This window comes from Pontibacter sp. Tf4 (genome assembly GCF_014212495.1).
Taxonomy (GTDB): domain Bacteria; phylum Bacteroidota; class Bacteroidia; order Cytophagales; family Hymenobacteraceae; genus Pontibacter.
This window is the reverse complement of the sequence record NZ_JACKZC010000009.1, coordinates 1-24,743: the sequence shown is the minus strand read 5'-3', so window position 1 is coordinate 24,743 and position 24,743 is coordinate 1. Positions and strand designations below refer to the sequence as shown.

The window sequence follows — 24,743 nt, the reverse complement described above, 5'->3', positions numbered from 1 at the left end:
AGGTTAGCAAGTATAAACTTATACTTTCTGTTTGATGATCTCTTTTGCTACTAATTTCAGAAACGGGTCCGGGTCTTTTACAAACCCTTTGGCAAACTCAAGCGCCGTTGCATGGTTTACCTTGCTCAGGCTCATCAGGGCGCGCCGCTTTACATACTTGTCTGCATCGCGGTTTATCAGGTTTGCCAGCAGTTTTTCGCGGTCCTCCACTTCAGAGCGGCCAAGCAGCTCGGCCGCCTGCCAGCGTGCCTGCGGCTGATCGGAGTTAATGGCCTTTTTCACGAACCTGAGCTTGGATTCCAGCAGTTCTTCAACTTTCTGAAGGATTACCTGCTGTTCGTTATCAATAGCAAGGGCATATACCAATTGCTGTGCCAGGTCGTGGTTAAACCCGGTATTGAGTTGCTCCAGTGCTTCAACAGCCGCTTTGTAAAGGGCGTCCCAGCCCGGGTACGCTGTTTCCCATTCGCCTAAGCCACGCTCTTCGTTATAAGTTTCGGGCGTCATGCCTGCCCAGCTCCAGAACTTAGCTAACTCGGTTTGCAATAACATTTGTTTCTGTAAAATAGATCAACACTAAAACTATAGGAAACAGTTTAAAATGCAGCTGTGCCTATAAAAAAGAAGCCCTACGCGATAACGTAAGGCTTCCTGCAAATGGTATGCCTTGCAGCAATTTATACTTTTTCGATCACGATGGAAGATGCACCGCCACCGCCGTTGCAGATACCGGTAACACCAATTTTGCCACCTTTTTTATCCAGCACGTTGCAAAGTGTTACCAGGATACGGGCACCGGAAGCACCCAGCGGGTGACCAAGCGATACCGCACCACCATACACGTTTACGTTGCCACCTTCCAGGCCAAGTTTCTGGTTGTTGGCGATAGATACCACCGAGAACGCCTCGTTGATCTCGTAGAAGTCAACTTCTTCGGCAGATACGCCGGCATTTTTAAGCGCTTTCGGAATGGCCAGCGATGGCGTAGTCGTGAACCAGATCGGGTCCTGCTCGGCATCGGCAAAGCCACGGATCTTAGCGATCGGCTTCACGCCCAGTTCTTCTGCTTTTTCTTTGCTCATCAGTACCAGGGCTGCGGCACCATCATTCAGCGTAGATGCGTTTGCAGCTGTTACTGTACCGGCTTTATCAAATACCGGCTTCAGGCCAGGTATCTTATCGAAGCTAACTTTTTTATATTCTTCGTCTTCTGTGATCACAAGCGGATCTTTGCCACGCTGTGGTACTTCCACAGGCACAATTTCGTCTTTCAGGAAACCGGCTTCGGCAGCGGCAGCTGATTTTTTATAGGAGCCAATGGCGTACTCATCCTGCATTTCGCGGGTGATCTTCATTTCGCGGGCAGTGTTTTCGGCAGCGTTACCCATATGGAAGTCGTTATAAACATCCCACAGACCATCGCGCAGCAAGCCGTCCGTCATTTGGCCGTGACCTAACTTCGCACCGAAACGGGCTTTGTCCAGGTAATAAGGCACGTTGCTCATGCTTTCCATACCACCTGCCACAATTACGTCCTTGTGACCCAGCATAATGGCCTGCGCTGCAAACATTACGGCTTTAGAGCCTGATGCACAAACTTTGTTTACGGTAGTACACTCCACCTCGTGGCCCAGACCTGCAAAAATAGCTGCCTGGCGCGCAGGAGCCTGACCTACGTTAGCCGAGATCACGTTACCCATGATCACTTCCTGCACTTCTTTTTTATCAATACCGGCACGCTCTACAGCACCTTTAATGGCAGCTGCACCCAGTTGTGTAGCGCTCAGGCTGGACAGCACACCGCCGAAGCTGCCAATTGGCGTACGAACCGCCGAGATAATATATACTTCTTTAACTTGCATGATTTTGTAAGGATTGATTTTGTAGTGTGAAATTATCAGGATTTATGCTTAAAACCAAACGGACGTTAGGCAGAGAAAGTAGTCCCGGCTCTTACAAACTATAAATAGCTATGCTGCGCATTACTACTGATTTCTGAAATAAATAGTAAAGGTAGAGCCTTTTCCTACTTCGCTGTCAACTTCAATGCTGCCATCCATGTCCTCTACCATGCGCTTAACTATAAACAGGCCCATGCCGGTACCTTCTACATGCGTGTTTACGCGGGTATTACGCTCAAAAATGGTCTCCCTTTTGTCCGGGGGTATGCCTATGCCATTGTCGGTTATTGCCAGTACTATTTTGTCGCCGGATTTCCAGGTTCTGATCAGGATCTTAGGTGGTGCAGCTGAATTATATTTAATGGCGTTGCTCAGCAGGTTATACAATATGCTCCTGATGTTTCTTCTGGATAGTTTTACCTGCGTAACGCCTATGTCGGTCTCAATTTGTGCATCGGTTTCGGCTATTTTACCTTTCAGGGCCAACTTGGCATCTTCTACTATGTTCTCGAAATTAAGAAGCTCTTCTCCTTTGGCAAAGTCTGTGTCGCTTTCCTTTATATCAGCCAGGTCGTTTATAGTTTTGCGAAGGTGAGCTACTGATTTACTCAGCATGTCGAGTATTTTTGTTTTCTCTTCTTCATTGTCCTGTTTCTCACGCAATACATTTACCAACCCATCTATATTCGATAGCGGGCCTTTTATGTCGTGGGATATGGAGTGGATGATGTTCTCGTAGCTACGGTTAAGCCGTTCGTAGCCATTCAGAATTTTGATGCGGTCGTTGATGTCAACAAACGTGATGATAACACCATTAGTGCGGTTCTCCTTCCGGATGATGTAAGGCAGAATATTCATCTGGTACCATACCTTGTCCGTTGTCTGAATATCCTTTACAATACCTTGTTTGTTGGTTATGACCTCCTGTATATTTTCCAGTATGGTAGGGAAACGGATGTTATTGGCTACATCGCTTACATGCCTGCCCAGGTCGTCCTCAGATAGTTTAAAGTGCGACATGGCAGCCGGGGTAAACTTACGCACGATCAGATCGGCATCTACAAACAACTGTGGAATTATAGTATTGCTGAAATAGTTTTCCAGTTCGTCGTTCAGCTCGATCACCCTCTTGTGAGCTGCTGTTTTCTCGGTCGGTTTTTCCATTTATTCAGATTTGCAGGCAGTAATAGTCAGGCGTTATTTACTATGTAAAGGTGAAGTTTGTTACTGCCTGCATCCTTACTATAAGGATAATTTATTACGTGATGAAGCTGATTATGAGGTTTATACTTAAGCGGCTACAAAGCTGGTGCCTGAACCGTTGCCACACACTCCGGTCTTGAGGTGAAGGTTATTATACTTTATAAATGTCAGGTATAAACTATAGATGGATTTAGGCATAACCGGTGGTAAGTTTTAAACCTTTTACGCTTTTCCCTATCTTTAATAACCAACAACTGAACAACTATAGTTTACTAACCTATTTTAACCAAAGGATGAAGAAATTTTTATACCTGGCGGTGCTGGGTAGCATGGGCCTTTTGCAGGCGCAGGCACAACAGCAGCCAGCTAAAAAACCGCTCACCCACGACGTGTACGACAGCTGGAAAGGCGTTGACGGCGAGAAGATTTCCAATAACGGAAAATACGTACTGTTTAGCGTGAACCCGCAGGAAGGTGATGGCGAACTGCTGATGCGCGACCTTGTAAACAACAAGCTCACCACGTTTGCGCGTGGCACAAAAGCAGCTTTCACAAACGATAGCCGCTATGCTGTGTTCGAAATAAAGCCGGAGTACCAGAAAGTGCGCGCCCTGAAGCTTAAAAAGAAGAAAGGCGACGACCTGCCAAAAGACTCGCTGGCAATTGTGATGCTCGAGAGCATGAACGTGGTTAAGATACCACGCGTAAAATCGTACCAGCTGCCGAAAGAAGGCAATAACTGGGTAGCTTACCACCTCGAGAAAGAGCTTCCTGCTAAGAAAGAGAAGAAAGCTGAAGGCGAAGAAAAGAAAGCGGAAGCTAAAAAGCCACTGAAGAAGAACAGGAAGTACAACGGTACCGAACTGGTACTACGCAACCTGCAAACCGGCCAGGAGCAGCGCTACGACCGCGTGATAGACTATACTTTTTCGGAGAAAGGCAACATGCTCTACTTTGTGAAAGATGAGCTGGACTCGCTGCATAAAGCCGGCGTATATGCTGTAACTATAGCCGACCTGAAAGTGATACCGGTTGACACGGGCAAAGTTACTTACAAGGGCTTAACACCGGACAAAGCAGGCGAACAGCTGGCATTTGTGGCTACCAACGATACCCTGGAAGCTGAGATCCGCTATTATGCCCTGCACCACTGGACTAAAAAAGACAACCGCAAAACTATACTTGCCGATACAGCCAGCGCCGGAATGCCGAAAGCCTGGATGGTGAGCGAGCATGGCAGACTGCGTTTCTCGGAAGATGGAAAGCGCCTTTTCTTCGGAACCTTCCCGCGCCCGACGCGCTACGAAAAAGATACCACCCAACTGGAAGAAGACAAAGTAAACCTGGATATCTGGACGTACAAAGATCCGCTCATTCAGCCGATGCAGCTAAAGAACAAAGACCGCGACCTGAAGCAGTCGTTCCTGGCCATGTATGAGCTGAAAGGCAAAAAAATGCAGCAGCTGGCCACCCTGGATATGCCGGATGTATACCTGGACGCATACGGACAAGGCGATGTGGCGCTTGGTGTGAGCGATGAAAAGTATAAAATAACGATAGGTTACGACACCCCGACCCGCAAAGATGCCTACCTGATCGATCTGAAAAAAGGCACCCTCAAGCAGGTACTGAACGAAACACGAGGCTATCCGCGCCTGTCGCCGTTGGGTAACTATGTGTACTGGTACGAGCCAACCGACAGCAGCTGGCATACATTTGCTACCAAAAACGGTAAAAACCTGAACCTGACAAAGCGCATCGGCCTGCCGTTTTACGATGAGACCAACGACGTACCGGCCCTGCCAGGCTCTTACGATTTTGCCGGTTGGGTAGAAAACGACAGCTACCTGCTGGTGTATGACAAGTACGACATCTGGAAACTGGACCCAAGCGGTAAAAAAGCACCGGTAAACCTAACCGACAACTATGGCCGCAAGAACAAACTGACCTTCCGTTATGAGCAGTTGGACGAAGATCAGAAGTTTATTCCTGCCAATGCAACGCTATACCTGAGCGCCTTTAACAATACCGATAAATCCGGTGGCTACTTCCGCGACTATGTGAGCAAAGAAGCACAGCCTGAAAAACTGGTGATGACAGCCAATAGCTACTCACGGTTAAACAAGGCGAAAAATGAGGATCGTTTTACATTCCGCAGAGGCTCTTTCCAGGAGTACCCGGACCTGCATACAACTATAGCTGATTTTGCCAAGCCTACGCAACTTAGCAACGCCAACCCGCAAATGAAAGATTACCTGTGGGGCACAGTGGAGCTGGTAAACTGGAAATCGACTGATGGTATTCCGCTGGAAGGTTTGCTGTACAAGCCGGAGAACTTTGATGCGACCAAAAAGTACCCGATGATCGTGTATTTCTACGAGCGTTCTTCGGACGGGCTGCACAGCCACAAAACACCTGCGCCAAGTGCCTCTACGGTTAATATCTCTTATTTTGTGAGCAACGGCTACCTGGTATTTGTGCCGGATATTGTGTACAAAAACGGCTACCCGGGCGAGAGCGCTATGGACTGCATTATACCGGGCGTGCAGAAACTGGTGATGCAGGGCTACGTGGATGAAAAGAACATGGCGCTGCAAGGCCAGAGCTGGGGTGGTTACCAGATCGCTTACATGGTTACTAAAACCAACCTGTTTAAAGCAGCTATGGCAGGTGCACCGGTATCAAACATGACGAGTGCCTACGGTGGTATCCGTTGGGGTACAGGCCTGAGCCGCCAGTTCCAGTACGAGAAAACGCAGAGTCGCATTGGTGGTACGCTGTGGGAAAAACCGATGCAGTTTATCGAGAACTCGCCGCTGTTCTTTGCTGACCGTGTGGAAACGCCACTGCTCATTATGCACAACGACCAGGACGGTGCTGTGCCGTGGTATCAGGGAATTGAGTATTTTATGGCGCTCCGCCGCCTGAACAAACCGGTTTGGATGCTGGTATACAACGGTGAAGATCATAACCTGATGCAGCGCAAAAACCGCAAGGACCTGTCGGTGCGTATGTCGCAGTTCTTTGATTATTACCTGAAAGGTGCCCCAATGCCAGTCTGGATGAAGCAGGGAGTACCTTCTATACAGAAAGGGAAGAACTATGGCTTTGAACTGATAGAGCCCGAGCCACAACCTGAAGTTGCAGGTCAGGCTACAGAGTAACTATAGTTTGATTCATAAAAAAACGGGGAGCAGGTTTATTCTTGCTTCCCGTTTTTGTTTATGGTAATACGCTCACAGGTCTTGGAGACACTGTGAGGTCGGGTTTCTTTTAGTTTTTCGTGGTGTTCAATTAAGTGTTTGGTGAGGTTTGAACTATAGTTGTAGCATAAGTTATAAAGCGGCCGGAGTCCGCGGGTAGCTCACACTTGCAGGAGGCGAGCGAGTGCAGCGTCAAGTTCTTACCTCTTACCTCTTACCTCTTACCTCTAACTTCTTACTTCACTAACTTCCCAAACTATAGCCTTGCAGGCTGCTGAGTGGCTGGGTTGTTTTCATGAACTGGCCGGTGCCGAAGGCTACTTCTTTGCCTTCGTCGTTGTAAAGGGTGCTTTCTGCTACAAACAGGTTTTTGCCTATCGTTCTTACTTTGCCAACGGCTTTTATAGTTCCGCCGGTAACAGGGCGTACCAGGTTTATCTGGAACGAAGAGGTAACGATGAACACATCCTGCACCACCGAAGCCACGGCAAAATAGGCGGCATCATCCAGCAGTTTAAAGTATAAAGCGCCGTGCATGGCATTGGCTCCGTGGCTATAGTCTGGCTTTACCGGCAAGGTTATTTCGGCAGTCTGGTGTTGTACGGTTAACTGGCTGCCTGCTATAAATTGCTGAATGCGGGCACTGTGGTATAGTTTCTCGAGCTGGCGGTAGTGCTGCGTGGTTTCCATAAGTAAAGTGGGTAAGAATAAAACCAGACGGTAATCTACAGCAATTCGCTTTACTTTCCTTAATTTTCCGGCGCTATCTCAAACTATAGAACTATGGAACACCCTTACGGACCGGGCATCAATCACATCGAGTTCTGGGTAAAAGACCTGGAGCAATCGCTGGCTTTTTACAGCAAACTTTTCCCGATGATCGGCTGGTATGAGCTGACGCGAACTTCCTATAGTTGTGGCCGCCATGAAATTTATTTTAAAGAGATGCCGGTTGCTTTTTGCGATAGTTTGGGTGTGCGGCACATCTGTTTCCATGCCACCAGCCGCGACGTTGTGAACCAGGTAGGGGAGTGGCTGCAAACTATAGGTGCCGATGTTATCCGCGGGCCGCAGGAAATGCCACAGTACGATGCCAGCTACTATACCGTAGATTTCCGTGATCCCAACGGATTTGTGCTGGAAGTGGCTCATACTCCCGACATCAAACTATAGAAAACAGAAAAGCGCCGGTATTGCTACCAACGCTTTCTGAAATTCACCTGTTTGTATGTATGTTCGCTTATGCCAGTGCATTTTGTGAGGCGATCCGGGCCAGTACTTTGGTAGTTGAAATGCCGGCATTTTCCATTTTTTGCACGCCTTGTTCCTGTATCAGGTCTTTTAACTGGTCCAGGCACGAGTCGAATGCGGTGTGGTCGCCCATTTTAAAAACGTTCTCCTGTTCTACTTCCAGCCAGGTTTTGATGTCGGCGTGGTTATGCTGCAGGCGTACTTCCAGCTTATCCAGTGCGTTGGCAACTTTGGCCTCGTAGGTTTCGCGGGCTTCAAATTCCTGCCATAGTTCGTAAATATGCTGCCCGATGCCTACGCCCAGTTTTTCGCGAAGATTTTCGATGGCCTGTAGCTCTTTCTGATGCTTCAGGGCTTTTGCTTCTTCGGTCAGCACGGTAAAGGCGGGCATATCGCCTGCTTCAATCTCTACCAGGTCATGGATCAGGATCATCTTCAGGAGGTGCGCCGTGTCTACTTCCTCATCCAGGTAAGGTTCCAGCAACACAGCCATCAGCGCCATGCGCCAGGTATGCTCTGCTACACTTTCCTGCCGCCCGTCTGATAACCAGCTGTGGCGAAGTTCTGATTTTAGTCGCTCGGCAAGGGTAAGCACTTCCAGTATGTTCTTAAGTTCTCTTTCCATAAAAGACAGGCGCGTAAGCGTGAATGACGATGCTACGTTAGACAACGGTTTGCAACTATAGTTTAATTGCTATAGTTAGGAGAGCCGCTAAACAGGCAGATGGTTGCAAGCAGGTGCGAATAAATTTCAGAAATTTTCCGGCCTCAGCCTGCCACCGGCGCAGCTGCCTGGCGCAGTTCTTTTACCCGCTCCTCAAACATTAACGTATCACGGCCTTCGCCAAGTATAGCCACCTGCCCGAATAAATTGAGCAAATGTTCTTCGTGGGGCACTTTCCGGCCCTGTTTTACATCCACATAGCTAAAGCGCATCCAGGCCACCGATTTTATAGTTCCGGTCTTTTTGTCCAGCATCAGTGCTTCCATCAGGATGTCTGATTCGGTGAACCAGCGCAGGCAGGTACGGATCGTTACTTTTTCCATCAGCTTTGCCTCGCGCAGGTACGCCATCTGGTTGGTAGCTACCACCCAGGCTTTGCCGGCAGTATGCATGTGGCGGTAAATGTCCAGGTTATAGTTGTCGCGTAGCTGGTCTTCGCGGGCATTCAGGAAATAATCGGTGTAGCGGCCGTTATTCAGGTGTCCGAAAGGGTCGCAATCTTCAAAGCGGATCAGCGCCTGGCTTTCCAGGTACTTGGGTAAGGTAGTTTCGTTCATAGTTGAAAAATTTTAAAAAAGACCGTTTGGTTTATTTTAGGTTAAAAAAATTAAGCTTTCATTTCTTCTGTCATCAGTTGCAGTTGTTTCAGGATGGTGTGCAGGTAAAGCGGCTTTCCGTATGCTTTCGATACCATTACACCGCCCTCTATCATGCTCACAAAAAGTATAGCAAACTGCTCTGCATTAACAGTAGCTTTAAATTCTCCGTCCTGTATGCCTTGCTGTACAATGTTCTGCAGGGCGCGGTGCATTTTGTTCAGCACTTTTACCACGCTGGCACGCAGCAACGGGTTGGTGTCATCAGCTTCCACAGAGGTGTTTAAAACAGGGCAGCCACCTGTTATAGGCGGCGAAATAAGGTAATTTCTGTAGAACTCCAGCAAGGCTTCGATCTTGGCTACCGCCGTCTGGTGCTGGCTTATAGTTTGCGCCAGCAACTGCAGTATGCGGCCGGATGCGTGCTCAAAAGCAGCAAGGGCAATTTCTTCCTTGCTCTCGAAGTGTCCGTAAATTCCGCCTTTGGTCAGTTTGGTAGCCGCCATAATATCCTGTAACGACGTACCCGCATACCCCCTTTGGTTGAAGAGATGCGATGCCTGTTCAATAATGTACTGGCGTGTGCGTTCGGCTTTGGTCAGGGCTTCCATAGTTTGCTTCTATACTCCAAAATAAACCGATTGGTTTTTTATTTCAAAATAAAAGTTGAGAAAACTATAGTTGAGCAGCTGCTTACCAGTCGGGTTTGCTTTTATCGGGTTTGCTTTGGGCTTTTTTAGGCAGTTGCTGCAGGTATTGTAGTTCTGCATCGCGCATGGCATTCAGCAGCATGCGTGCTTTTTCAGGGCTGATGTTTACCTGCTTATAGTTTGATTCGGTGCGGGCACGGTCGTCGCCGGATGCTGCATTGTCGCTGCTGGTCCGTTCGTTTGGCTGTTGTGTATGCTGGTCGTCAAACTGCTGACCCTTGGTCTGGCCCGGGTCGTTGCCTGCTGCCTCTTCCTTTTGCTTGTCCTGGGGTTGCTGGCCGTTGCCACCCTGGCCCTGTGGCTTTCCGGCCGGGTCGGGTTGTGGTGTTTCTGTTTCAGCTTCCTGGTCGCCGTTCGCATCCGGGTTCTGCTTTGGTTGCGACTCCTGTTCTTCGGCTGCGGGTGGTGGCAGTTGCGTTTCTTCCGGCTGAGGTTCGGGCTTGTCCTGGGCAGCTTTTTCGGGGTGCAGGGCCAGGTATTTTTTTACGAGCTCGTAGTTATAACGGGCCACATCGTTTTCGGGGTCTGCCAGCAGTGCGTTGCGGTACATCGAAAGCGCCTGCAAATACTTTTTGTGAGTACCGGCAATATTGCCCAGCTGCAGATGCACCACCGACCGGATATGCTCCGATGGATGATCGGCAAGCAAACGGTACTGGTCGCGTGCCTGGCTCAGCAGACCGGCATTATAGTAGGCATGTGCCAGGTTCAGTCGGATCTGGTCGTCCTGCACTTCCATATCGTTCAGGAGCACTTCGTATGCTGTAATTGCTTCGGCATACTGCTCGCGGTTGTAGGCTTTGGCAGCACGGTCGGCATAGTCGTTTATCCGGGAAATGGTCTTTATACCCGATCCCGGTATGCCCAGCAACAGCAATATGGCCATCCACACCTTCATATCCGCACGATCTTTATAGTTAGCAGGGTATCCAGCAATATAAGGATAAGCGCCAGCGCAAGCGGATAGATGTACTTGTTAGCTGTAACATCTATCGTTTTGCTTTCGCGCAGCTCGCCTTCTATGTTGTTGATGGCATTAATGAGTTTGCTGACTTCACTGACGCGGTCGTTAACTTCAAAATATTGCCCGTTGGTAAGCTCTGCCAGCTTCATAAGGGGCTCCGGTTGCAGTTTGGTGATAACAGTGTTGCCTTCCTGGTCACGTTTATAGTTGTTACCGACTGGTATGCGGCTACCGTTGGTAGTGCCTACGCCAAGCGTAAAGACCCGTACCTGTTGTTCATTCAGCTGCTCGGCCAGCTGCTCTACGTTTTCCCCAAAATCCTCGCCGTCGCTTATCAGTACCAGTATTTTCGCTTTTTGCTCCGCAGAAGGACTGTTGCCTAATTGCCCGAACTTTTCGCGGGCCAGTTGTAACACCGGCTCATAGTTGGTGCCGGAGTAGGGCAGCAGGCCGGTTTGCAGCGTGCGGGTATATAGTTGCAGGGCGTTCTGGTCGTAGGTAAGCGGGCTTTGCAGGTAGGCATCGTTCCCGAAGATCATCAATCCTATGCGGTCGGAATTAAAACGGGTAATGAGGCGCTGTATTTCCTGTTTTACTTTTTCGAGCCGCGAGGGCTGTACATCTGTGGCGTTCATGGACGCCGAAAGGTCCACGGCAATGTACACTTCCTTGCCAATGGTTTTGATCTCCTTTTTCATGGCGCCGAAGCTCGGGCCAAGTATCGCGATAACAATAAGGATAAGATAGAGGTGGCGCAGCACAAACTTAACCCAGATGCCGTGCGGCCGCTGCCCGAAAAAAAGTGCCACGCGCCTCACGCGCCACAAATAGCCGATGTAGAGCCCTAGGAAGAGCACACCGAATAAAAGTTCGAGCAACGTAAGGGATTGGTACCAGGTCATGTTCGTATTAAAAGGCCACTGCACTGGGTTAAATGCAGGCAGGCTGGTTACAAATATAGCATTTAGCAGCTGCAAATTGCAGCCCATGCATGGCTTTAGAACGCCCCTTAGGATTTTTTTTGATCATCGGGGGAAAAAGTTTTGAAGCGCAGCCTCAATCAAGCAGATTTACTATCAATAACTTAGGCTATAGTTGTTCTGCAGCCGGTAATTTTTTTGACCGGAAGGGCGTTAAATTTTGCCACAGCCTATTGCGCCATGGATAAGTTTATTGTATGTTTGCAGTCTCTTTAGCAGAAAGAGTCCCGGAGAGGTGGGTGAGTGGCTTAAACCAGCAGTTTGCTAAACTGCCGTACTGGTAACGGTACCGGGGGTTCGAATCCCCCCTTCTCCGCAAGCGAAAATTTTTAAAAAATATTTTGACAGTTTAAAAACTTCGCTTACTTTTGCACCGCGTTCAACAATAACAGCGACACAAATCGCTTCCGGAGTTGAAAGCATAGTTCGGGGTGTAGCGTAGCCCGGTATCGCGCCACATTTGGGATGTGGAGGTCGTAGGTTCGAATCCTGCCACCCCGACAACAAAATTTCGGAAGAGATTCCGAAATTTTTTGTTTAAAGGAAACAGTAATTACTGTAGCCATGGTCTCGTAGCTCAGCTGGATAGAGCAACTGCCTTCTAAGCAGTAGGTCTTTGGTTCGAATCCAAACGGGATCACCTGATAATCAAGCACTTATAAGATAAAACTTGTAAGTGCTTTTTTTATGTGCACACAATTTGCACACAGCTTCCCGGCCATTGTTCCCTAAGGTGAAAACCACTACTCTCTGCTGGTAGTACTATCAAAAACAACTAAAACCCTGCAAATGAAGCATTTGCAGGGTTTTAGTTGTCCTGGGCTAACCAACTTGTTCGGTTTTTGCCTGAATGTGGCGAGTACTTGGAAGGCCTATGCTTTACTCATTAGATTTTGCGTGACTATCTGATATACAGAATAGGTAATTTGTGAACATCTTGAAGACCTTTTACTGGGGAATAGATAAATGCTCGTGTGCTATTCTCCAGTTACCATTCTCTTTTACAAGTATAGTTGTGCCGCGGCCTTTGCCCTGTACAGGTTTCCCGTTGTGGGTACCCTGGTAGGTATAAATATAAATGCAGGTAGCACTGCGCTTGTCTATTGACAGCCATGTAATGTTCTCAATTCCGTATACTTCGTCAGGCAGGTAATTCCAGCTTTCGTTAAAACCTGCTTCTATTTCGGGTAATCCCCTGCTCTCCTTTTTGTTGAACCAGTACACAGCACCGGGTTGCAACAGCGGTTGTACATTGGCAAAGTTATGCGAGTTAGTGGCTGCCACATACCGCTGCATAAAGGCGGCAACTTCCTGTTTTGCTTCTAGGTTTGCCTTGCCGACGAACCCAAGCACCGGAATGCTGCATAAGAGGCAAAGAACTAGTTTAAACACGTTATTCAGCATCGTTTGAAGGTTGAGGTAGGGGAATAGATAAAATTATAGTTTATACTTTTACTGGCCGCCAGCGCGGTTTAATTCCTCCAGTTTTATACTTCTGTTGCGGGCTTTAAAATTCTGGCCGTGCTGGAAGTTGTACCGCAGGTTCAGTTTGATGCTTCTAACCATAAAGTAGTTCACAAACCGGAACACATCGCCGTTATAGCTGGCATCGCCGCGCATATCTCTTGTCCTGAAAATGTCGGTGGCTCCCAGGGTAACATCCAGCTTATCTTTCATAAACGATTTCTTGAGTCCGGCATCCAGCCACCATTGTCGCTTTAACTGGTAAATGCCGTGGTTTGATGGGGAGTTATACCCGGCCGTAGCCTGCAGTTGCAGATCCCAGGGCAGCAACACGTTGTGGGTAGATTGCAGCATCCAGTAGAGCTGGCTGTTTTGTAATTCTTCCTCTTTTAAAAATATTTTGTTTTTCTGGTAACCAGCCACCAGGTTGTTGCTCACATCCCAACCCGATAGGAGCCTGACAGGAGCAATAAGCGTTGCACTATAGTTCTCGGCTTTATCAATATTTCGTTCTTTGTAGACGGTGGTATTGTCTTCTGAATTCTGCTCAGGCACTTCTGCAAAGAAATCTTTTGTGTACGCATAGCCAAGCTGCAAACTATAGGTGTTGTGCAACAGCTGGTTTACCTGGAAAACACTGGTAAACTGCGGTCTTAAATCGGGATTGCCTTCCGCCCAACTATAAGGGTCCTGGTAAAAGATGAAAGGATTAAGCGAGCGGTAATTTGGCCTGTCGATGCGGCGGCTGTAACTATAGGTTACCTGGTATTGCTGGCTTACCTTCTGCGTTAAAAACACGCTTGGGAACAGGTTCAGGTAACGCTTTCGGATGGCGTCTGAAGCTTCCGGCTTGCCTTTGCCGAAGGTCTGTTCACCGCGCAGGCCGGCCTGCAATTTCCATGTATCACTAAGGTTGGTGTTCAGGTTTATATAGCCTGCCAGTATACTTTCGGTGTAGCGGTAATGGTTGCTTCTGTTCTCATCAAGCTCTTCCTGTTCTCCTTTCACTTCATAAAAACTGAGCCCATTATCAGATACCACATAGCTTGCTTTCAGGCCTGCCTCCAGCTTTGCTTTTTGCGAGGCATTCATACTATAGTCGGCATTGGCGGAGTAAATGTGGTAATAGCCGGGATTATAGGTGCGCAGCAACTCGTCGGTTATCGTGTTGTCGTTAAGGCTCCGGTATTGGTTTTCGTAGCGGGCGTTGGCTTTATTCTGTAGCTGAATGTAATCTATACTTAGCGCCAGGGTGGTACCAACCGTATCGAGCTGGCCATTGTAGTGCAGGTTAAAAGCATGGTTGGTGCTGCGGTTGTCGTTAAAGTTACCGGCTTCCACAAACGTATGTTTTCCGGTTTTCCGGTCATTCATGTCGGTGCCGGAGTAAAAAGCGCGGTCCATGGTATTTATGCCCAGGCTCAAAACAGCCCCCAGACTATGGCGTGGATTCAGGTCATAATCGGTACCAAAACGCAGGGCAGGAGTGTGCATTGTTAACGTTTCATCGCGCAGCTGGTGAAAACGGGCATCGGCCCCATTGGCGTGAAATTCCCGGACCATGACCCCTTCGCGCAGGCGCGGCCGCTCGGCCATGTCCAGGTTCAGAAAAGAATTCCAGTAGCCTGCCTTATAGTTCAGGTTTATCCCCGCTGCGTACCCCGAGGCACCGTTATACTGGTAACCGGCATTTAAACTCCCATTCAGGCCCAGGCGGGTGTTTTGTTTCAGTTTAATATTGATGATACCGGAACTGCCGGCCGCTTCGTACTTTGCCGACGGGTTCGAGATCACTTCAATCTCCTTTATGTTTTCGGCAGATATGGCCTCCAGGTAATTTTGCAATTCCTTTCCTGTAAAATAAGTGAGCCTGCCATCCACCAGCACGTTTGCACCCGCTTTTCCATTCAGTTGAATATTGCCATCCTGATCTACAAATACACCCGGTGCTTTCTCCAGCACTTCAAATGCAGTGCTGCCTGCTGCTAAAGCCGTTCCTGCCACGCTCACTACCATTTTATCAGATTCAACGGTAATAACGGGCCGTGTCGTTCTAACGGTCACCTCGCGCAGTGCCCTTGCGTCTTCTTTCAAAATAACTATGCCAATGTCTTTCTTGAACGAGCTGTCATCTACCCGGAAGGCAGGGGTGTAAAGTTGGGTATAGCCTATTGTGCTGATCCGTAGGATATAGTTGCCCGGTGCTGGCGTTGGAATTAAAAATGAACCGGCTTCACTGGTCATGGCCCCGGTTATGCCCGTGGAATCAGGTAGCAGCAGTACGGCTACATTGGCGTAGGACAGGGCAGTGCCTTTCTCATCTTTTAATGTACCTGTTAGCTGTGCAAACGTGTTGGTGGCAAGTATCAAGCAGAGGCCCGTGGTCAGCAGCGGAAATTTCATAAATAAAGTTGTGGTTTGGATATAGGTATAGAAGGGCACCGCGTAAACGGTGCCCGACTTTTTATTCCTGAAAATATTTATTGGAGTATAGCGTGCCGGTCTGAGCTACACGCTATGGGTTCTGCAGGACAGGGGCAATGATTTTTGCCATATCCAGCAGGTAAGCATGTGGTGTTCTTTTCAGTAACCGGAAATTATCGGTATTAAACTGTATAGCCATGGCCAGGTCCAGCTCCGGGAAATATTCCGCATCCGTCAGGTAACCCGGAAACCAGCCGCTATGCCCGTAGCCCATACCCGCAGCACCCCCCGGCCTGATCTGCATGCCTAAGCCATACAGGTGGTCTTTGCCGGTATTGGCAGCCACGCCCTGGCGCATTTGCCCGCGTAAAGCCGGTGAAATACTTTTAAGGTTATAGTATGCCTTAGCCCAGGTTGCCAGGTCTGCCGCACTTGAAACATAACCACCACCTGTCCATTCAAACTGCGGGTTTAAAGCAAGCTGCCCGTCTTTTACAAAGGCACCTTTCACCGGGAAGGGCCCATCTGGGTTTACGTAGCCAACTGCCAGGTTTTTATACTTCATTTTTACAGATGGTTCTGTTGCTTTCAGCCGGTATGGTTTCACTACATACTTATCTGCCAGGTCATACATTTTTTTTCCACTGATTTTTTCGATGATATAGCCGAAAAGGATGTAGTTGGTGTCAGCGTAGCCAAAGGCTGTTCCGGCTTCAAACAGGGGTTTGCGGTCAAACACATACGCCAGGATTTCTACCGGGGTCCAGGTATGGTTGGCCTGCAAACGATGCATAAAATCTCCCAGCTCATAGTATTCTTCGATCCCTGAAGTATGGTTCAGGAGCATACGCATGGTTATACTCCTGGCATTCGGAATTCTGTTAAACCATGCTTCTTTACCGATATACTTTTCGATCTTATCATCCAGGCTAAATACGCCCTGTTCTGCCAGCACCATAGCGGAGGCAGCAAACAGGGTTTTGCCATTACTTCCCGAAAACATACGGTTATCAGGTCGCATAGGGGTGTTGCTTACAGAGTCTGCAAGGCCGGTAGCTATCGTTAACTGCTCCCCGGATGGCAATACTATGCTGAAGGTAGCTCCCGGGAAACCATTGGCTTTTTGCAGGGAATCAAGTTTTACCTGCAGGCGCTTTGTAAGTTCCGCCGTTTTTGCAGGTTGCTGGGCCGGTACAGGCAGGTACGCGCAGCAGAAAAGTATAAGGATAACGAAGCGCAGCTGGGTTAATCTTCTCATCGTAAGTAGAGTGGTTAGAATCAGATGATCTGTTCGAAAAAGTATTCGTGGTAGCCTGCTTTATCAGGTGAACCATAGGTAACCTGCACCGATGGTTTTCTGCCGAAGGTGAAGAGTACGGAACTGAATGTAAAGGATGCGTTTTTTTTGTTAAAGGCAACACATACCGGGCTCTGTGGATCGTCTTTCGAGCGCAGGGTTGCCTGCACTACCTCCGGGGAAAGCATCGTTTCCGGGTTTGCCAGGCGTGTTTCCAGTGCCTTAAAACGTTTCTGGCTGTTGGTATGCGGTGTGGTGCCTGCCAGGATACGGGCGTGGTATTCCTGCTTCCAGGGTTTTACATCGTGGTTTGCCAGTGCGTGGTTGGTATGATACACCACATGCCTGCTTGCAACTGGATAAAATGGTACGACAGTTGTTGCAGATGCTTCCAGGTTCACAACTTCATTGTTGGTGCCGATCAGGTAGTTCTGGCCGGTGGCGTGGTTTACATTTTTAACAAAATCCAACGCTTTTTCCCCGGAATTCTGGTTAAGTATTCCTCTTGTTACAAAGGCCACTGGCAGGCCTTCCGGCTCACTGTTCAGGTCGGTTAAGGCGTTAATGACAACGCCAACCCCATCGTTATTCATCCCGGCAAAACCAAGGAAACCGGCACACGACATAATATACTGCTCCGGCACATCCTCTGACGCTACAATGTGCAGGAGTACCTGGTAGCCGTGCATAAACGAGTCTATGTCAATATTCTGGGCGATGTAAGCAGGAGAGGATTTGGTGGCTGCCACGCCAATAGCACTGCAATGCTCTTTTGCCACGGAGCCATTTTTCAGGCGGTCCAGGTATCCCCAGTATTCATCAATCAACTGAAAGGCAAGCACATCTTCTTCTGTTTGACCGGAGCCGGCCGCCATGCCCTGTATTTCCTGCCAAAGCGCAGGCGTATACATTAGGATCGCAGTTTTGTAGTCGGAGGTACGCAAGAAATCGGCGATCACGGCATCAGGGTCTTTACCGGTGTCTTTAGTTATCGAAGCTTTCCATTTTTTGTATACTTCGGCAATGGCAGTCCGCATTTGAGCCCCGTGCTGAAAACCACGCTGGTAAGCATTGCCACTTAAAGAAAGGACCGGTACTTTTTTCTGCGGTTTACCAGCGGCAAATGTCACGGCAGTTGTTGCCAGCACGCAACAAAGTAAGAGTAAAAAGGTAATTTTTCTCATAGTTGTAGTTTATATAGATAATATGTGATGCTGTGAAACCAAAGCATAGATTGCCTTTAAAGCGGATTGGCAGTTGAATCAAAACTAATTTAAAGGGAACAGACAGCAGTTGTAAAATCCTGCCAATTTTGTGGCTTCCAGGTATTTATTGGAAAGTTCAAGCTCAGTTAGGTGTATACGTAAGCCCACACTCCGGATCCGTTAATTCCTAAATTTATACAGCAATGTTCCTTTACTTCCTAACGGGTGACAGGGTGGTGTTAAATGAAGAGGAAGCGCCGCTAGTGAAACGATACGAACTGAAGCAAGTGCCACCTAAGCACCCCGCTTTACTTGAGGTAGGGAACAAGAATGAGGAAGTCGTAAAATCTGGAAAGTTATACCTGACAGCAGGCAGCTTTCAGGTATGAATGGCCGGAACAATGATTACCTCATCGGACGTTTGGCGGTAAAGTTAAAAGCTATACCCGGAAGTATAAACTGAAGTACACAAACAAGAAGTTGCCATTTGCTGGTTACTTAGCTTTATAAACTTCTTGAATCATCAGCAAAAAGTAAACCCTGTTTGCGCTACCAAACGCAAACAGGGTTTATGATTTAAGGGCTATAGTACCTTTATTTTTTCATCACCCGTTTCATCCAGGCGTCCGTTTCTGTTATCAGGTTTTTGTTAAAGTTAGCTTTGTTATAGTTCAGGTCGCGCCTGTTCATTTGGACAACACCTTCGGCCATGCCCGGCACAAGGATCAGCGAGTGGTTTGTTTTAGGCATCGTCAGGAAAGTAGCGTGGCCGGGGTGATAATGGTTTACCACTTCTACAATCCGTTTATGGTCTTCAGCGTTTACGATCTCAAAGTCATATTCGCCCCAGATAGAAAGCACCTGTTCGTCGGTTTCGGCCCAGGCTTTGGTTAGGTTTAGCTCGTCAATTTCCTGCCAGTAACGGTAATCCCTTGACCAGAACATATCGCCACCCGTGTGCTGAAATTCTTCCTGTAAGATCTTTTTATAAGCCGGATCTGCTGCGGCTATGGTATCAGGGTGCTGGCCCAGTACAAAGAAACGGTACATTACATGGTGCATCTGGCGCATGGTTTCTTCGTGGGCTACATAGTCTTTACCGGTTGCGGGTGCCTGGAACCTGAACATTTCTGTTGCAAATTCAAACCACGGGCGGTAAGGGCTGCCATAGACCATAACACCCTTCAGGCTATGTTTTTGGCTAAGGATGGGTGCTACGATTCCACCCATCGAGTGGCCAAAAATGAAAACGTTATCCGGGTTTACCTGCGGCAGTTGTTTTAGTTTTAACAGACCCTGCTCAAACGCTTCTATCTCTGTGGAAAGGTCAATATCGAAGCAGGAGGGTGTGTTCACGTTATCGCCCAAACCCGGTTTTTCTACCAGCATTACCACATACCCTAGATCGCTCCAGCCTTTTATAAGCTGGTTATAAGGAGAGGTTCCATAATCGTCAATTGACTGGCACGGAAAGCCAGGTATAAAGAGTATCGCCGGGTGTTTACCGGCTGTTTTTGGGGTATACGTAATGGTGCGTAACTGTCCGTTTCGGAAAGGCGCCTGGTCATAAACGACATCGGCCTTTTCAGCTGTCTCCAGAGGTTTAGCAACTACTTTCCCTTTTATATTTTTCTTTTTACCATCCCGCAAAAGCTGCGAAGTTATAGTTTGGCCTGGGGTTAACAGCTGGTTTACACTGGCAACATCTTCTGGAGTTCGCACCGCCTGTTTGTTTACCGAAAGTATAATATCGCCCTCCTTGATACCCAGTACCTCTGCCGTAGAATGTGGGCTGACCCTTGTTACAACTATACCTGATTTAAGTTGATGCACCCTGGCCAGCGAATCCGGAAGGATAGCAGTGCGTAGCCCGAGTGTGGCCTTGCGTTTAAGTTGTTGTGCTTCTGCCTGGCCGGCTACAAGTATAGCCAGTATGAAAAGTAACCTGCCGAGTTGGACCAGGTTACAGGATAGAAAGGTATTCATATAAATTGACTTGGTTTATGCGTTAAGATTGTGTTTTCAGTTAACATGAAAAATAAAGGCCACGATGTATCAAAGTACAAAAGAAGAAGCTTTTCGATTGGTAGACTTGTAAAATCCTGCCTTTTTTATTCCTGTTGGGCCGGCTATATAATCTTTCCTGATATATGTTTTTATATTTAGGCTTTAAATACAATTACAGATGGAAATAGTGGAGGGAAATCCTTATAAGCAGTGTACTTCAGGCTATAGCAATAGCTGCGAGGTTTTGCATGTAACGGATAAAAATTACCATGCATTAAAAGAAAGGAAAAGTAAGAACCGGATCATGAGCTCTTGTCTTACCTCACTGGAAGATGAAATAAAGCCCCTGGGGCTGGGGATAAAGTTTGTGGCACAGGGCGAGGAAAGTTACTGGCTGAAGGATAAACGTTTCAGCGTTACTAACGGCAAGTATCTTTTGGTAAATGAAACTTTACCAAGGTTCGATATTACCATTAAAAATGCTATAACCCGGGCTGTTTGTGTGGATATTGATGCCGCGCTTGTGAATGATTTACTGCTACAGACCATTTACCCGAACGACCTGGATAACTATAACAGTACTGCCCAGTACCTGCTAACACCGGAATTATTTGTGAATGAGGCCGTGGCTGAAAAGCCCATGCAGAAGCTACTGAACTTTATCATATCATCGTCCGCTTCCCAAACACTTGACAGGCCAGGCATCGAACTGATTTACGAACTTACCTCACTGGTTGTGAAGAACAGCGAAGAAACTATAAAGTCTTACTATAGCCTCGAAACAGCGAAATTATCTACGCGCCAGGAATTGTTCAGACGCTTATTAACCGGTAAAGAAGTACTCGACGACAGTCTTTTCTCAGATCTTAGTATAAAGCAGGTTGCCGAAGCCTGCTGCTTATCTGAATTCAGGTTCTACAGGTTATTCAAACAATGCTTTGGTGACAGCCCCTATAATTACCTGTTTAAAAAACGCATTGATAAAAGTATAGAATTGAAGAAGGACGGCCTTTCATGGGTTGATATTGCCACACAGTTAAACTTTACCGATCTGGCAGCTTTTAGTAAGAGCTTTAAAAAAATTAAAGGTATAGCGCCATCCAAGGTCCTTTTCTAACGCCTTAACTTAGCCTGTATCCGGTCAAAAATTGCCTGTTTCTCCTGCTGTGTATTGTTAGCAGGAAAACTCCCTCAGAAGCCAGTCCTGGTTAGCAGAGGTAGCATCATACACCGCCGGGTATCACTAACACTGTGCCGGCACTCTTTGCAGGCACTATCGTGTCCGGCTTTTAGAAATTAGATATTTAAGTAGCGCCGCGCTGTGAATCCGTACTGTCTACTTTCAGAACAGGTGATTTAGTGCATAATGTTACGCGTAAGAATAGGCTTTCCGTAAACTACTATAAAGAAAAGTTTTTATTGATCACCCTTACAATTTTTTTTAAGTAGTTTTAGCGTGTGCGGAATGTGTCAGTTTCCGGTAACTTATAGTTACCAGCTTACGGTCAGCGCCTTTTACACAAAGGTAGCTTTGCAAACACATGCATGAAGTAAAGCGGTTTTGTATCCATTATTCTTACGGTACTTTTGCCTGTAACCTTTTTTACCACACAATTACGCGGTATGTAAGAAGGGGCAAAAAGTGCTAAATAAATGAAGAACTCTATGTGTGGCAGGTACTCGGTAGCTATTAGGGTAAAAGATAAAAATAATAAGGCTTCACGCGTAGCGCAGCTGCTTGAAAAGTATCAACTGGAAGCGCGGTACAATGCCGCCCCGCCGCAGCTGTTACCGGTTGTTACAGGCGATAAACCCGATCAGCTACAGCTCTTTTCCTGGGGCCTGGTTCCGCATTGGTCTACCGATCTAACTCCACGCAATAAGCCGCCCATCAACGCGCGGGCAGAGACGCTACTGGAAAAGCCCAGCTTCCGGGCGCTAATCACAAGCAAGCGGTGCCTGGTGCCCGCCAATAGCTTTTATGAATGGCGTAATACGGCGGCCGGCAAAGTGCCTTACCGTTTTCTACTCCAAAGCGAAGCACTGGTCTCGTTTGCCGGACTCTGGGATACGTGGGCGGATAAGCATACCGGCCAGGTATTGAACACCTTTACCATCATCACCACGCAGGCTAACGAGCTGGTAAGGCCAACACACGATCGGATGCCGGTGCTACTGACTCCGGAAAAGGAAGAAGCCTGGCTGACTACAAAGGCAGGTTACCATACGTTACACACACTGTTGCAGCCTTTTCCGGCCCAAGAAATGAAAGCCTATCCGGTCTCGGCTTTGGTAAATGCTGTTGCCCATAACACACCTGCTCTCTGGCTACCGGCACCTGAACAGGGAAGCCTGTTTTAGCGGGTAACAACTTGTAACGGCTACATTCAGTCGAATTGAAAAGAAACCACACAATCTGTATGTGCTATTGTATTACGTATGAGGTGGCAGCTTAGTGGTAGCGGTAAAACTGTAATAACTTACTTGCATATCTCAAAACGGCAGCAAACCGGCTACCCTTAGCTAAGCCCATCCATGTAAGGCTGCCAATTCACAATCAGCACCTTCTCATCGGGCAGGAGCAGGTAGCCATAATCATAACATAGGGAATAGGTATTTCCTTTCTGGGTGCGGTAAAGTTGGGTGAGGTAGCGGAAGTCAAAGCCTGCCAGCTCCAGATACTGTCGGGGGATGGTGGTCTTTCCCTGCGGGCTGAGCTGCTTTAAGATGCTGCGGTTTTTCCGAAGGGCTGCGTTGACCTGCTGGATGCGTTTTTCTCCCTGACTCTGCCGCTTGGCTTTGTTGTTGGCCAGATAGCGGCATTGATCAGAACAGTAGCGTTTGTCGCTTCTGCCCATTATAGTTGCTGCACACTGCAGGCATTTGTTGCTTTGCTCCATACACTACGTGTGTTATTACCCGAGTATATCCGTTTATACTCGGGTAATAACACGGCTAGGGCAAGAGAAGGTTTTACCTTTAAGCCTTCTTCTATGTGCAGTGCTTATGTCTTACCCGTCCGCCTTACCTGTTATTTACCTCAACCCGCTGGAACATGCAGGTAAAAAATTCATTCGCCTGTGGTTTAAGCCTAACCCTTTTATCAGTAAACGCTTAAAGGAAGCCGCTTGGCTTAAGTTCAGCAAGACCTACAAGTGCTTTGTGATGCATCATACAAATCAGGCCATTGAGATGACGCACCAGCACTTTCAGGGGCTGGCCAAAGTAGATACCCGTTATTTGTATAAGCCCAAACGCCTGCGTCCTGCCCATGGCACCATCATTTTGCAAGAAGAGACACTACAGGCAGAACCCCTAAAGAAAGTGCCCCTAAAGCCAGTAATCCGTTTGCAGCCATTGGAGCATCAGGGCAAAGCTTATATACAACTCAGCTACGCCTACAACAAAGATATCTATGTTTGCCTGAAGCAAAGCAAGGTAGCTGTGTGGCTATCAGAGATGCAGTGCTTTGTGATCCCTACCGAAAGTAGCAGTATGCACACACTGCTGACAGAAGTAGAACCTGTAGCCCAGCTGTGGCTGGCTCAGACGATGCAGGTAAAAGACATGGCTTTGCAGGCAAGACTCTGGGAGCAAAGCTACCTGAAAGGCGATGGGTATATCGCTTGCCCGCTGAACTATATTGAAAAGTTGTTTTTACTTAACTATAGCCTGAGCACCATCCGCTCGTATCACGCTTTGCTGCTTCGTTTTCTGAACACTTATAAAGAGAAGGGACTGGAACATATTCATGCCTTTTCAGAAGAAGAGATCAACCACTACCACCGCCAGATGGTGCAGGCAGGCACGTATTCTGTATCCTTTATCAACCAGAGTATCAATGCGGTGAAGTTTTATTACCAGCGGGTGCTGCTGCGGCATGAGGTGCAGTTAAACCAAGTGGAGCGGCCAGAAAAGCCAGAACGCTTGCCACAGGTATTGAGCAAGCAGGATGTATTGAAGATTCTTTCTGTAACAGAGAATTTGAAGCACCGCTGCCTGCTGCAGCTCTTGTATGCAGGCGGGCTAAGAATAGGGGAGGTGATCAACCTGAAACTGACCGATGTGCAGTCAGATAGAAATTTGCTATTGATCCGTGGCGGTAAGGGTAAGAAAGACCGCACTACGCTGCTCTCGCAAAAGCTGTTGGAAAGCCTGCGAGCGTATTATAAGCAGTATAAGCCCAAGGTGTGGCTCTTTGAAGGGCAGACAGGCGGGCAGTACACGGTGGAAAGCATCCGCAACGTATTTCGGGCAAGTAAAGAAAAGGCTGGGGTGAAAGCCCCTGCTACGCCCCATACGCTCCGGCATTCCTTTGCCACGCATCTACTGGAGCAGGGGACGGATTTGCGTTACATCCAGGTGCTGCTGGGGCATCGGAGCAGCAAGACCACCGAGATCTATACCCACATCACCACCCATGCCTTGGATAAAATTGTCAGCCCGTTGGATAATCTGTAGTAAACACCTATATTAGCTCAACGATATAACAACATGTGTACTGCAACTACTTATACCAGATCCAGAAACAAAACCTGCGACAGAATGGGTAAAAGCAGTTACGTACATAGTGCAGATAAGCGTATGTTGTCGTATATCCAATAGTTGGCCGTGATTGGGCTTATTTTCAGATTTTAAAGTGGTGCGCTTTTCAGGCTTTTTAAGGGCTGGAAGGCATCAAAGGCCACTAAAGGCGGGCAACGATCAGAAAAAGAGCCAAAGGAAGAAAAGCAGTTTCTGAGTAGAAGTCTTGCTTCGGCGGTGCCGGAAGAAAGCTGGCTTTCGGACGGAAGCGTCCAGGCAAGACTTTGGTG

The 24,743-nt window shown here is 47.8% G+C and carries 21 protein-coding genes and 3 tRNA genes; 8 read left to right on the top strand and 16 right to left on the bottom strand.

All coding sequences use genetic code 11. From position 1 onward, the window contains the following. Positions 1 to 18: 18 nt before the first annotated feature. The 3 genes from H7F15_RS15140 to H7F15_RS15130 form a co-directional block, all read right to left on the bottom strand. On the bottom strand, positions 19 to 552 hold the full coding sequence (locus tag H7F15_RS15140; protein ID WP_185197839.1) for a HEAT repeat domain-containing protein: 534 nt from the start codon (positions 550 to 552) through the stop codon (positions 19 to 21). Positions 553 to 677: 125 nt separating this feature from the next. Beyond that, on the bottom strand, positions 678 to 1,862 hold the full coding sequence (locus tag H7F15_RS15135) for an acetyl-CoA C-acyltransferase (RefSeq protein ID WP_185197838.1): 1,185 nt from the start codon (positions 1,860 to 1,862) through the stop codon (positions 678 to 680). Between the two features lie 123 nt (positions 1,863 to 1,985). Beyond that, the gene (locus H7F15_RS15130) at positions 1,986 to 3,065 is read right to left on the bottom strand and encodes an ATP-binding protein (protein ID WP_185197837.1); all 1,080 of its coding nucleotides are present in this window, start codon (positions 3,063 to 3,065) and stop codon (positions 1,986 to 1,988) included. 332 nt (positions 3,066 to 3,397) lie between these two features. Here H7F15_RS15130 and H7F15_RS15125 point away from each other — a divergent pair, with 332 nt between their 5' ends. Beyond that, positions 3,398 to 6,268, top strand: a complete 2,871-nt coding sequence (locus tag H7F15_RS15125) for a S9 family peptidase (RefSeq protein WP_185197836.1) — start codon at positions 3,398 to 3,400, stop codon at positions 6,266 to 6,268. Between the two features lie 282 nt (positions 6,269 to 6,550). Here the strand turns inward: H7F15_RS15125 and H7F15_RS15120 are convergent, their stop codons facing one another. Then, positions 6,551 to 6,997: a PaaI family thioesterase gene (locus H7F15_RS15120; RefSeq protein WP_185197835.1), complete on the bottom strand. Its 447-nt coding sequence runs from the start codon at positions 6,995 to 6,997 to the stop codon at positions 6,551 to 6,553. A 93-nt stretch (positions 6,998 to 7,090) separates the two neighbouring features. Between H7F15_RS15120 and H7F15_RS15115 the strand changes: the two genes are divergently transcribed. Next, a complete protein-coding gene (locus tag H7F15_RS15115; protein ID WP_185197834.1) occupies positions 7,091 to 7,480 on the top strand; it encodes a VOC family protein in 390 nt (129 codons plus the stop codon). A 67-nt stretch (positions 7,481 to 7,547) separates the two neighbouring features. Here the strand turns inward: H7F15_RS15115 and H7F15_RS15110 are convergent, their stop codons facing one another. The 5 genes from H7F15_RS15110 to H7F15_RS15090 all read right to left on the bottom strand — a co-directional run bounded on the left by H7F15_RS15110 (position 7,548) and on the right by H7F15_RS15090 (position 11,454). Continuing rightward, complete coding sequence (locus H7F15_RS15110) at positions 7,548 to 8,228, bottom strand: HD domain-containing protein (RefSeq protein ID WP_255481271.1); 681 nt, start codon at positions 8,226 to 8,228, stop codon at positions 7,548 to 7,550. 98 nt (positions 8,229 to 8,326) lie between these two features. Continuing rightward, positions 8,327 to 8,839 carry a thioesterase family protein gene (locus H7F15_RS15105; protein ID WP_185197833.1) on the bottom strand — a complete coding sequence of 171 codons (513 nt, stop codon included), beginning with the start codon at positions 8,837 to 8,839 and terminating at the stop codon, positions 8,327 to 8,329. A gap of 50 nt (positions 8,840 to 8,889) precedes the next feature. Continuing rightward, positions 8,890 to 9,489, bottom strand: a complete 600-nt coding sequence (locus H7F15_RS15100; protein ID WP_185197832.1) for a TetR/AcrR family transcriptional regulator — start codon at positions 9,487 to 9,489, stop codon at positions 8,890 to 8,892. An 82-nt stretch (positions 9,490 to 9,571) separates the two neighbouring features. Further along, positions 9,572 to 10,486 (bottom strand): aerotolerance protein, encoded by a 915-nt coding sequence (locus tag H7F15_RS15095; RefSeq protein ID WP_185197831.1) that lies wholly within the window; start codon positions 10,484 to 10,486, stop codon positions 9,572 to 9,574. Beyond that, complete coding sequence (locus H7F15_RS15090; RefSeq protein WP_185197830.1) at positions 10,483 to 11,454, bottom strand: VWA domain-containing protein; 972 nt, start codon at positions 11,452 to 11,454, stop codon at positions 10,483 to 10,485. Before H7F15_RS15090 ends, H7F15_RS15095 begins: the two co-directional genes overlap by 4 nt. Positions 11,455 to 11,761: 307 nt before the next feature. Between H7F15_RS15090 and H7F15_RS15085 the strand changes: the two genes are divergently transcribed. The 3 genes from H7F15_RS15085 to H7F15_RS15075 all read left to right on the top strand — a co-directional run bounded on the left by H7F15_RS15085 (position 11,762) and on the right by H7F15_RS15075 (position 12,172). Then, positions 11,762 to 11,848, top strand: a tRNA-Ser gene (locus H7F15_RS15085). A gap of 111 nt (positions 11,849 to 11,959) precedes the next feature. Next, positions 11,960 to 12,033, top strand: a tRNA-Pro gene (locus H7F15_RS15080). 65 nt (positions 12,034 to 12,098) lie between these two features. Next, positions 12,099 to 12,172 (top strand) — tRNA-Arg (locus tag H7F15_RS15075). 308 nt (positions 12,173 to 12,480) lie between these two features. Here H7F15_RS15075 and H7F15_RS15070 read toward each other — a convergent pair. The 5 genes from H7F15_RS15070 to H7F15_RS15050 all read right to left on the bottom strand — a co-directional run bounded on the left by H7F15_RS15070 (position 12,481) and on the right by H7F15_RS15050 (position 19,908). Next, positions 12,481 to 12,885, bottom strand: a complete 405-nt coding sequence (locus H7F15_RS15070) for a nuclear transport factor 2 family protein (protein ID WP_221627095.1) — start codon at positions 12,883 to 12,885, stop codon at positions 12,481 to 12,483. 99 nt (positions 12,886 to 12,984) lie between these two features. Further along, positions 12,985 to 15,399, bottom strand: a complete 2,415-nt coding sequence (locus H7F15_RS15065) for an outer membrane beta-barrel family protein (RefSeq protein ID WP_185197828.1) — start codon at positions 15,397 to 15,399, stop codon at positions 12,985 to 12,987. Between the two features lie 112 nt (positions 15,400 to 15,511). Continuing rightward, positions 15,512 to 16,678 (bottom strand): serine hydrolase, encoded by a 1,167-nt coding sequence (locus H7F15_RS15060; RefSeq protein WP_185197827.1) that lies wholly within the window; start codon positions 16,676 to 16,678, stop codon positions 15,512 to 15,514. A 20-nt stretch (positions 16,679 to 16,698) separates the two neighbouring features. Next, positions 16,699 to 17,901, bottom strand: a complete 1,203-nt coding sequence (locus H7F15_RS15055; RefSeq protein WP_185197826.1) for a C45 family peptidase — start codon at positions 17,899 to 17,901, stop codon at positions 16,699 to 16,701. A 615-nt stretch (positions 17,902 to 18,516) separates the two neighbouring features. Beyond that, complete coding sequence (locus tag H7F15_RS15050; RefSeq protein ID WP_185197825.1) at positions 18,517 to 19,908, bottom strand: alpha/beta fold hydrolase; 1,392 nt, start codon at positions 19,906 to 19,908, stop codon at positions 18,517 to 18,519. A 325-nt stretch (positions 19,909 to 20,233) separates the two neighbouring features. Here H7F15_RS15050 and H7F15_RS15045 point away from each other — a divergent pair, with 325 nt between their 5' ends. Both H7F15_RS15045 and H7F15_RS15040 read left to right on the top strand, forming a co-directional pair. Next, positions 20,234 to 21,046 carry an AraC family transcriptional regulator gene (locus tag H7F15_RS15045; RefSeq protein WP_185197824.1) on the top strand — a complete coding sequence of 271 codons (813 nt, stop codon included), beginning with the start codon at positions 20,234 to 20,236 and terminating at the stop codon, positions 21,044 to 21,046. A 536-nt stretch (positions 21,047 to 21,582) separates the two neighbouring features. Beyond that, entirely contained in the window at positions 21,583 to 22,290 is a 708-nt protein-coding gene (locus H7F15_RS15040) for an SOS response-associated peptidase (RefSeq protein WP_255481270.1), read from the top strand. 158 nt (positions 22,291 to 22,448) lie between these two features. On the opposite strand, the gene H7F15_RS15035 is transcribed toward H7F15_RS15040, so the two are convergent. Next, positions 22,449 to 22,829, bottom strand: a complete 381-nt coding sequence (locus H7F15_RS15035; protein ID WP_185197823.1) for a hypothetical protein — start codon at positions 22,827 to 22,829, stop codon at positions 22,449 to 22,451. Positions 22,830 to 22,935: 106 nt separating this feature from the next. Between H7F15_RS15035 and H7F15_RS15030 the strand changes: the two genes are divergently transcribed. Next, a complete protein-coding gene (locus tag H7F15_RS15030; RefSeq protein WP_185197822.1) occupies positions 22,936 to 24,390 on the top strand; it encodes a tyrosine-type recombinase/integrase in 1,455 nt (484 codons plus the stop codon). A 173-nt stretch (positions 24,391 to 24,563) separates the two neighbouring features. Here the strand turns inward: H7F15_RS15030 and H7F15_RS19335 are convergent. Continuing rightward, the coding region (locus H7F15_RS19335) for a hypothetical protein (RefSeq protein ID WP_221627094.1) at positions 24,564 to 24,743 on the bottom strand (180 nt) is incomplete at its 5' end.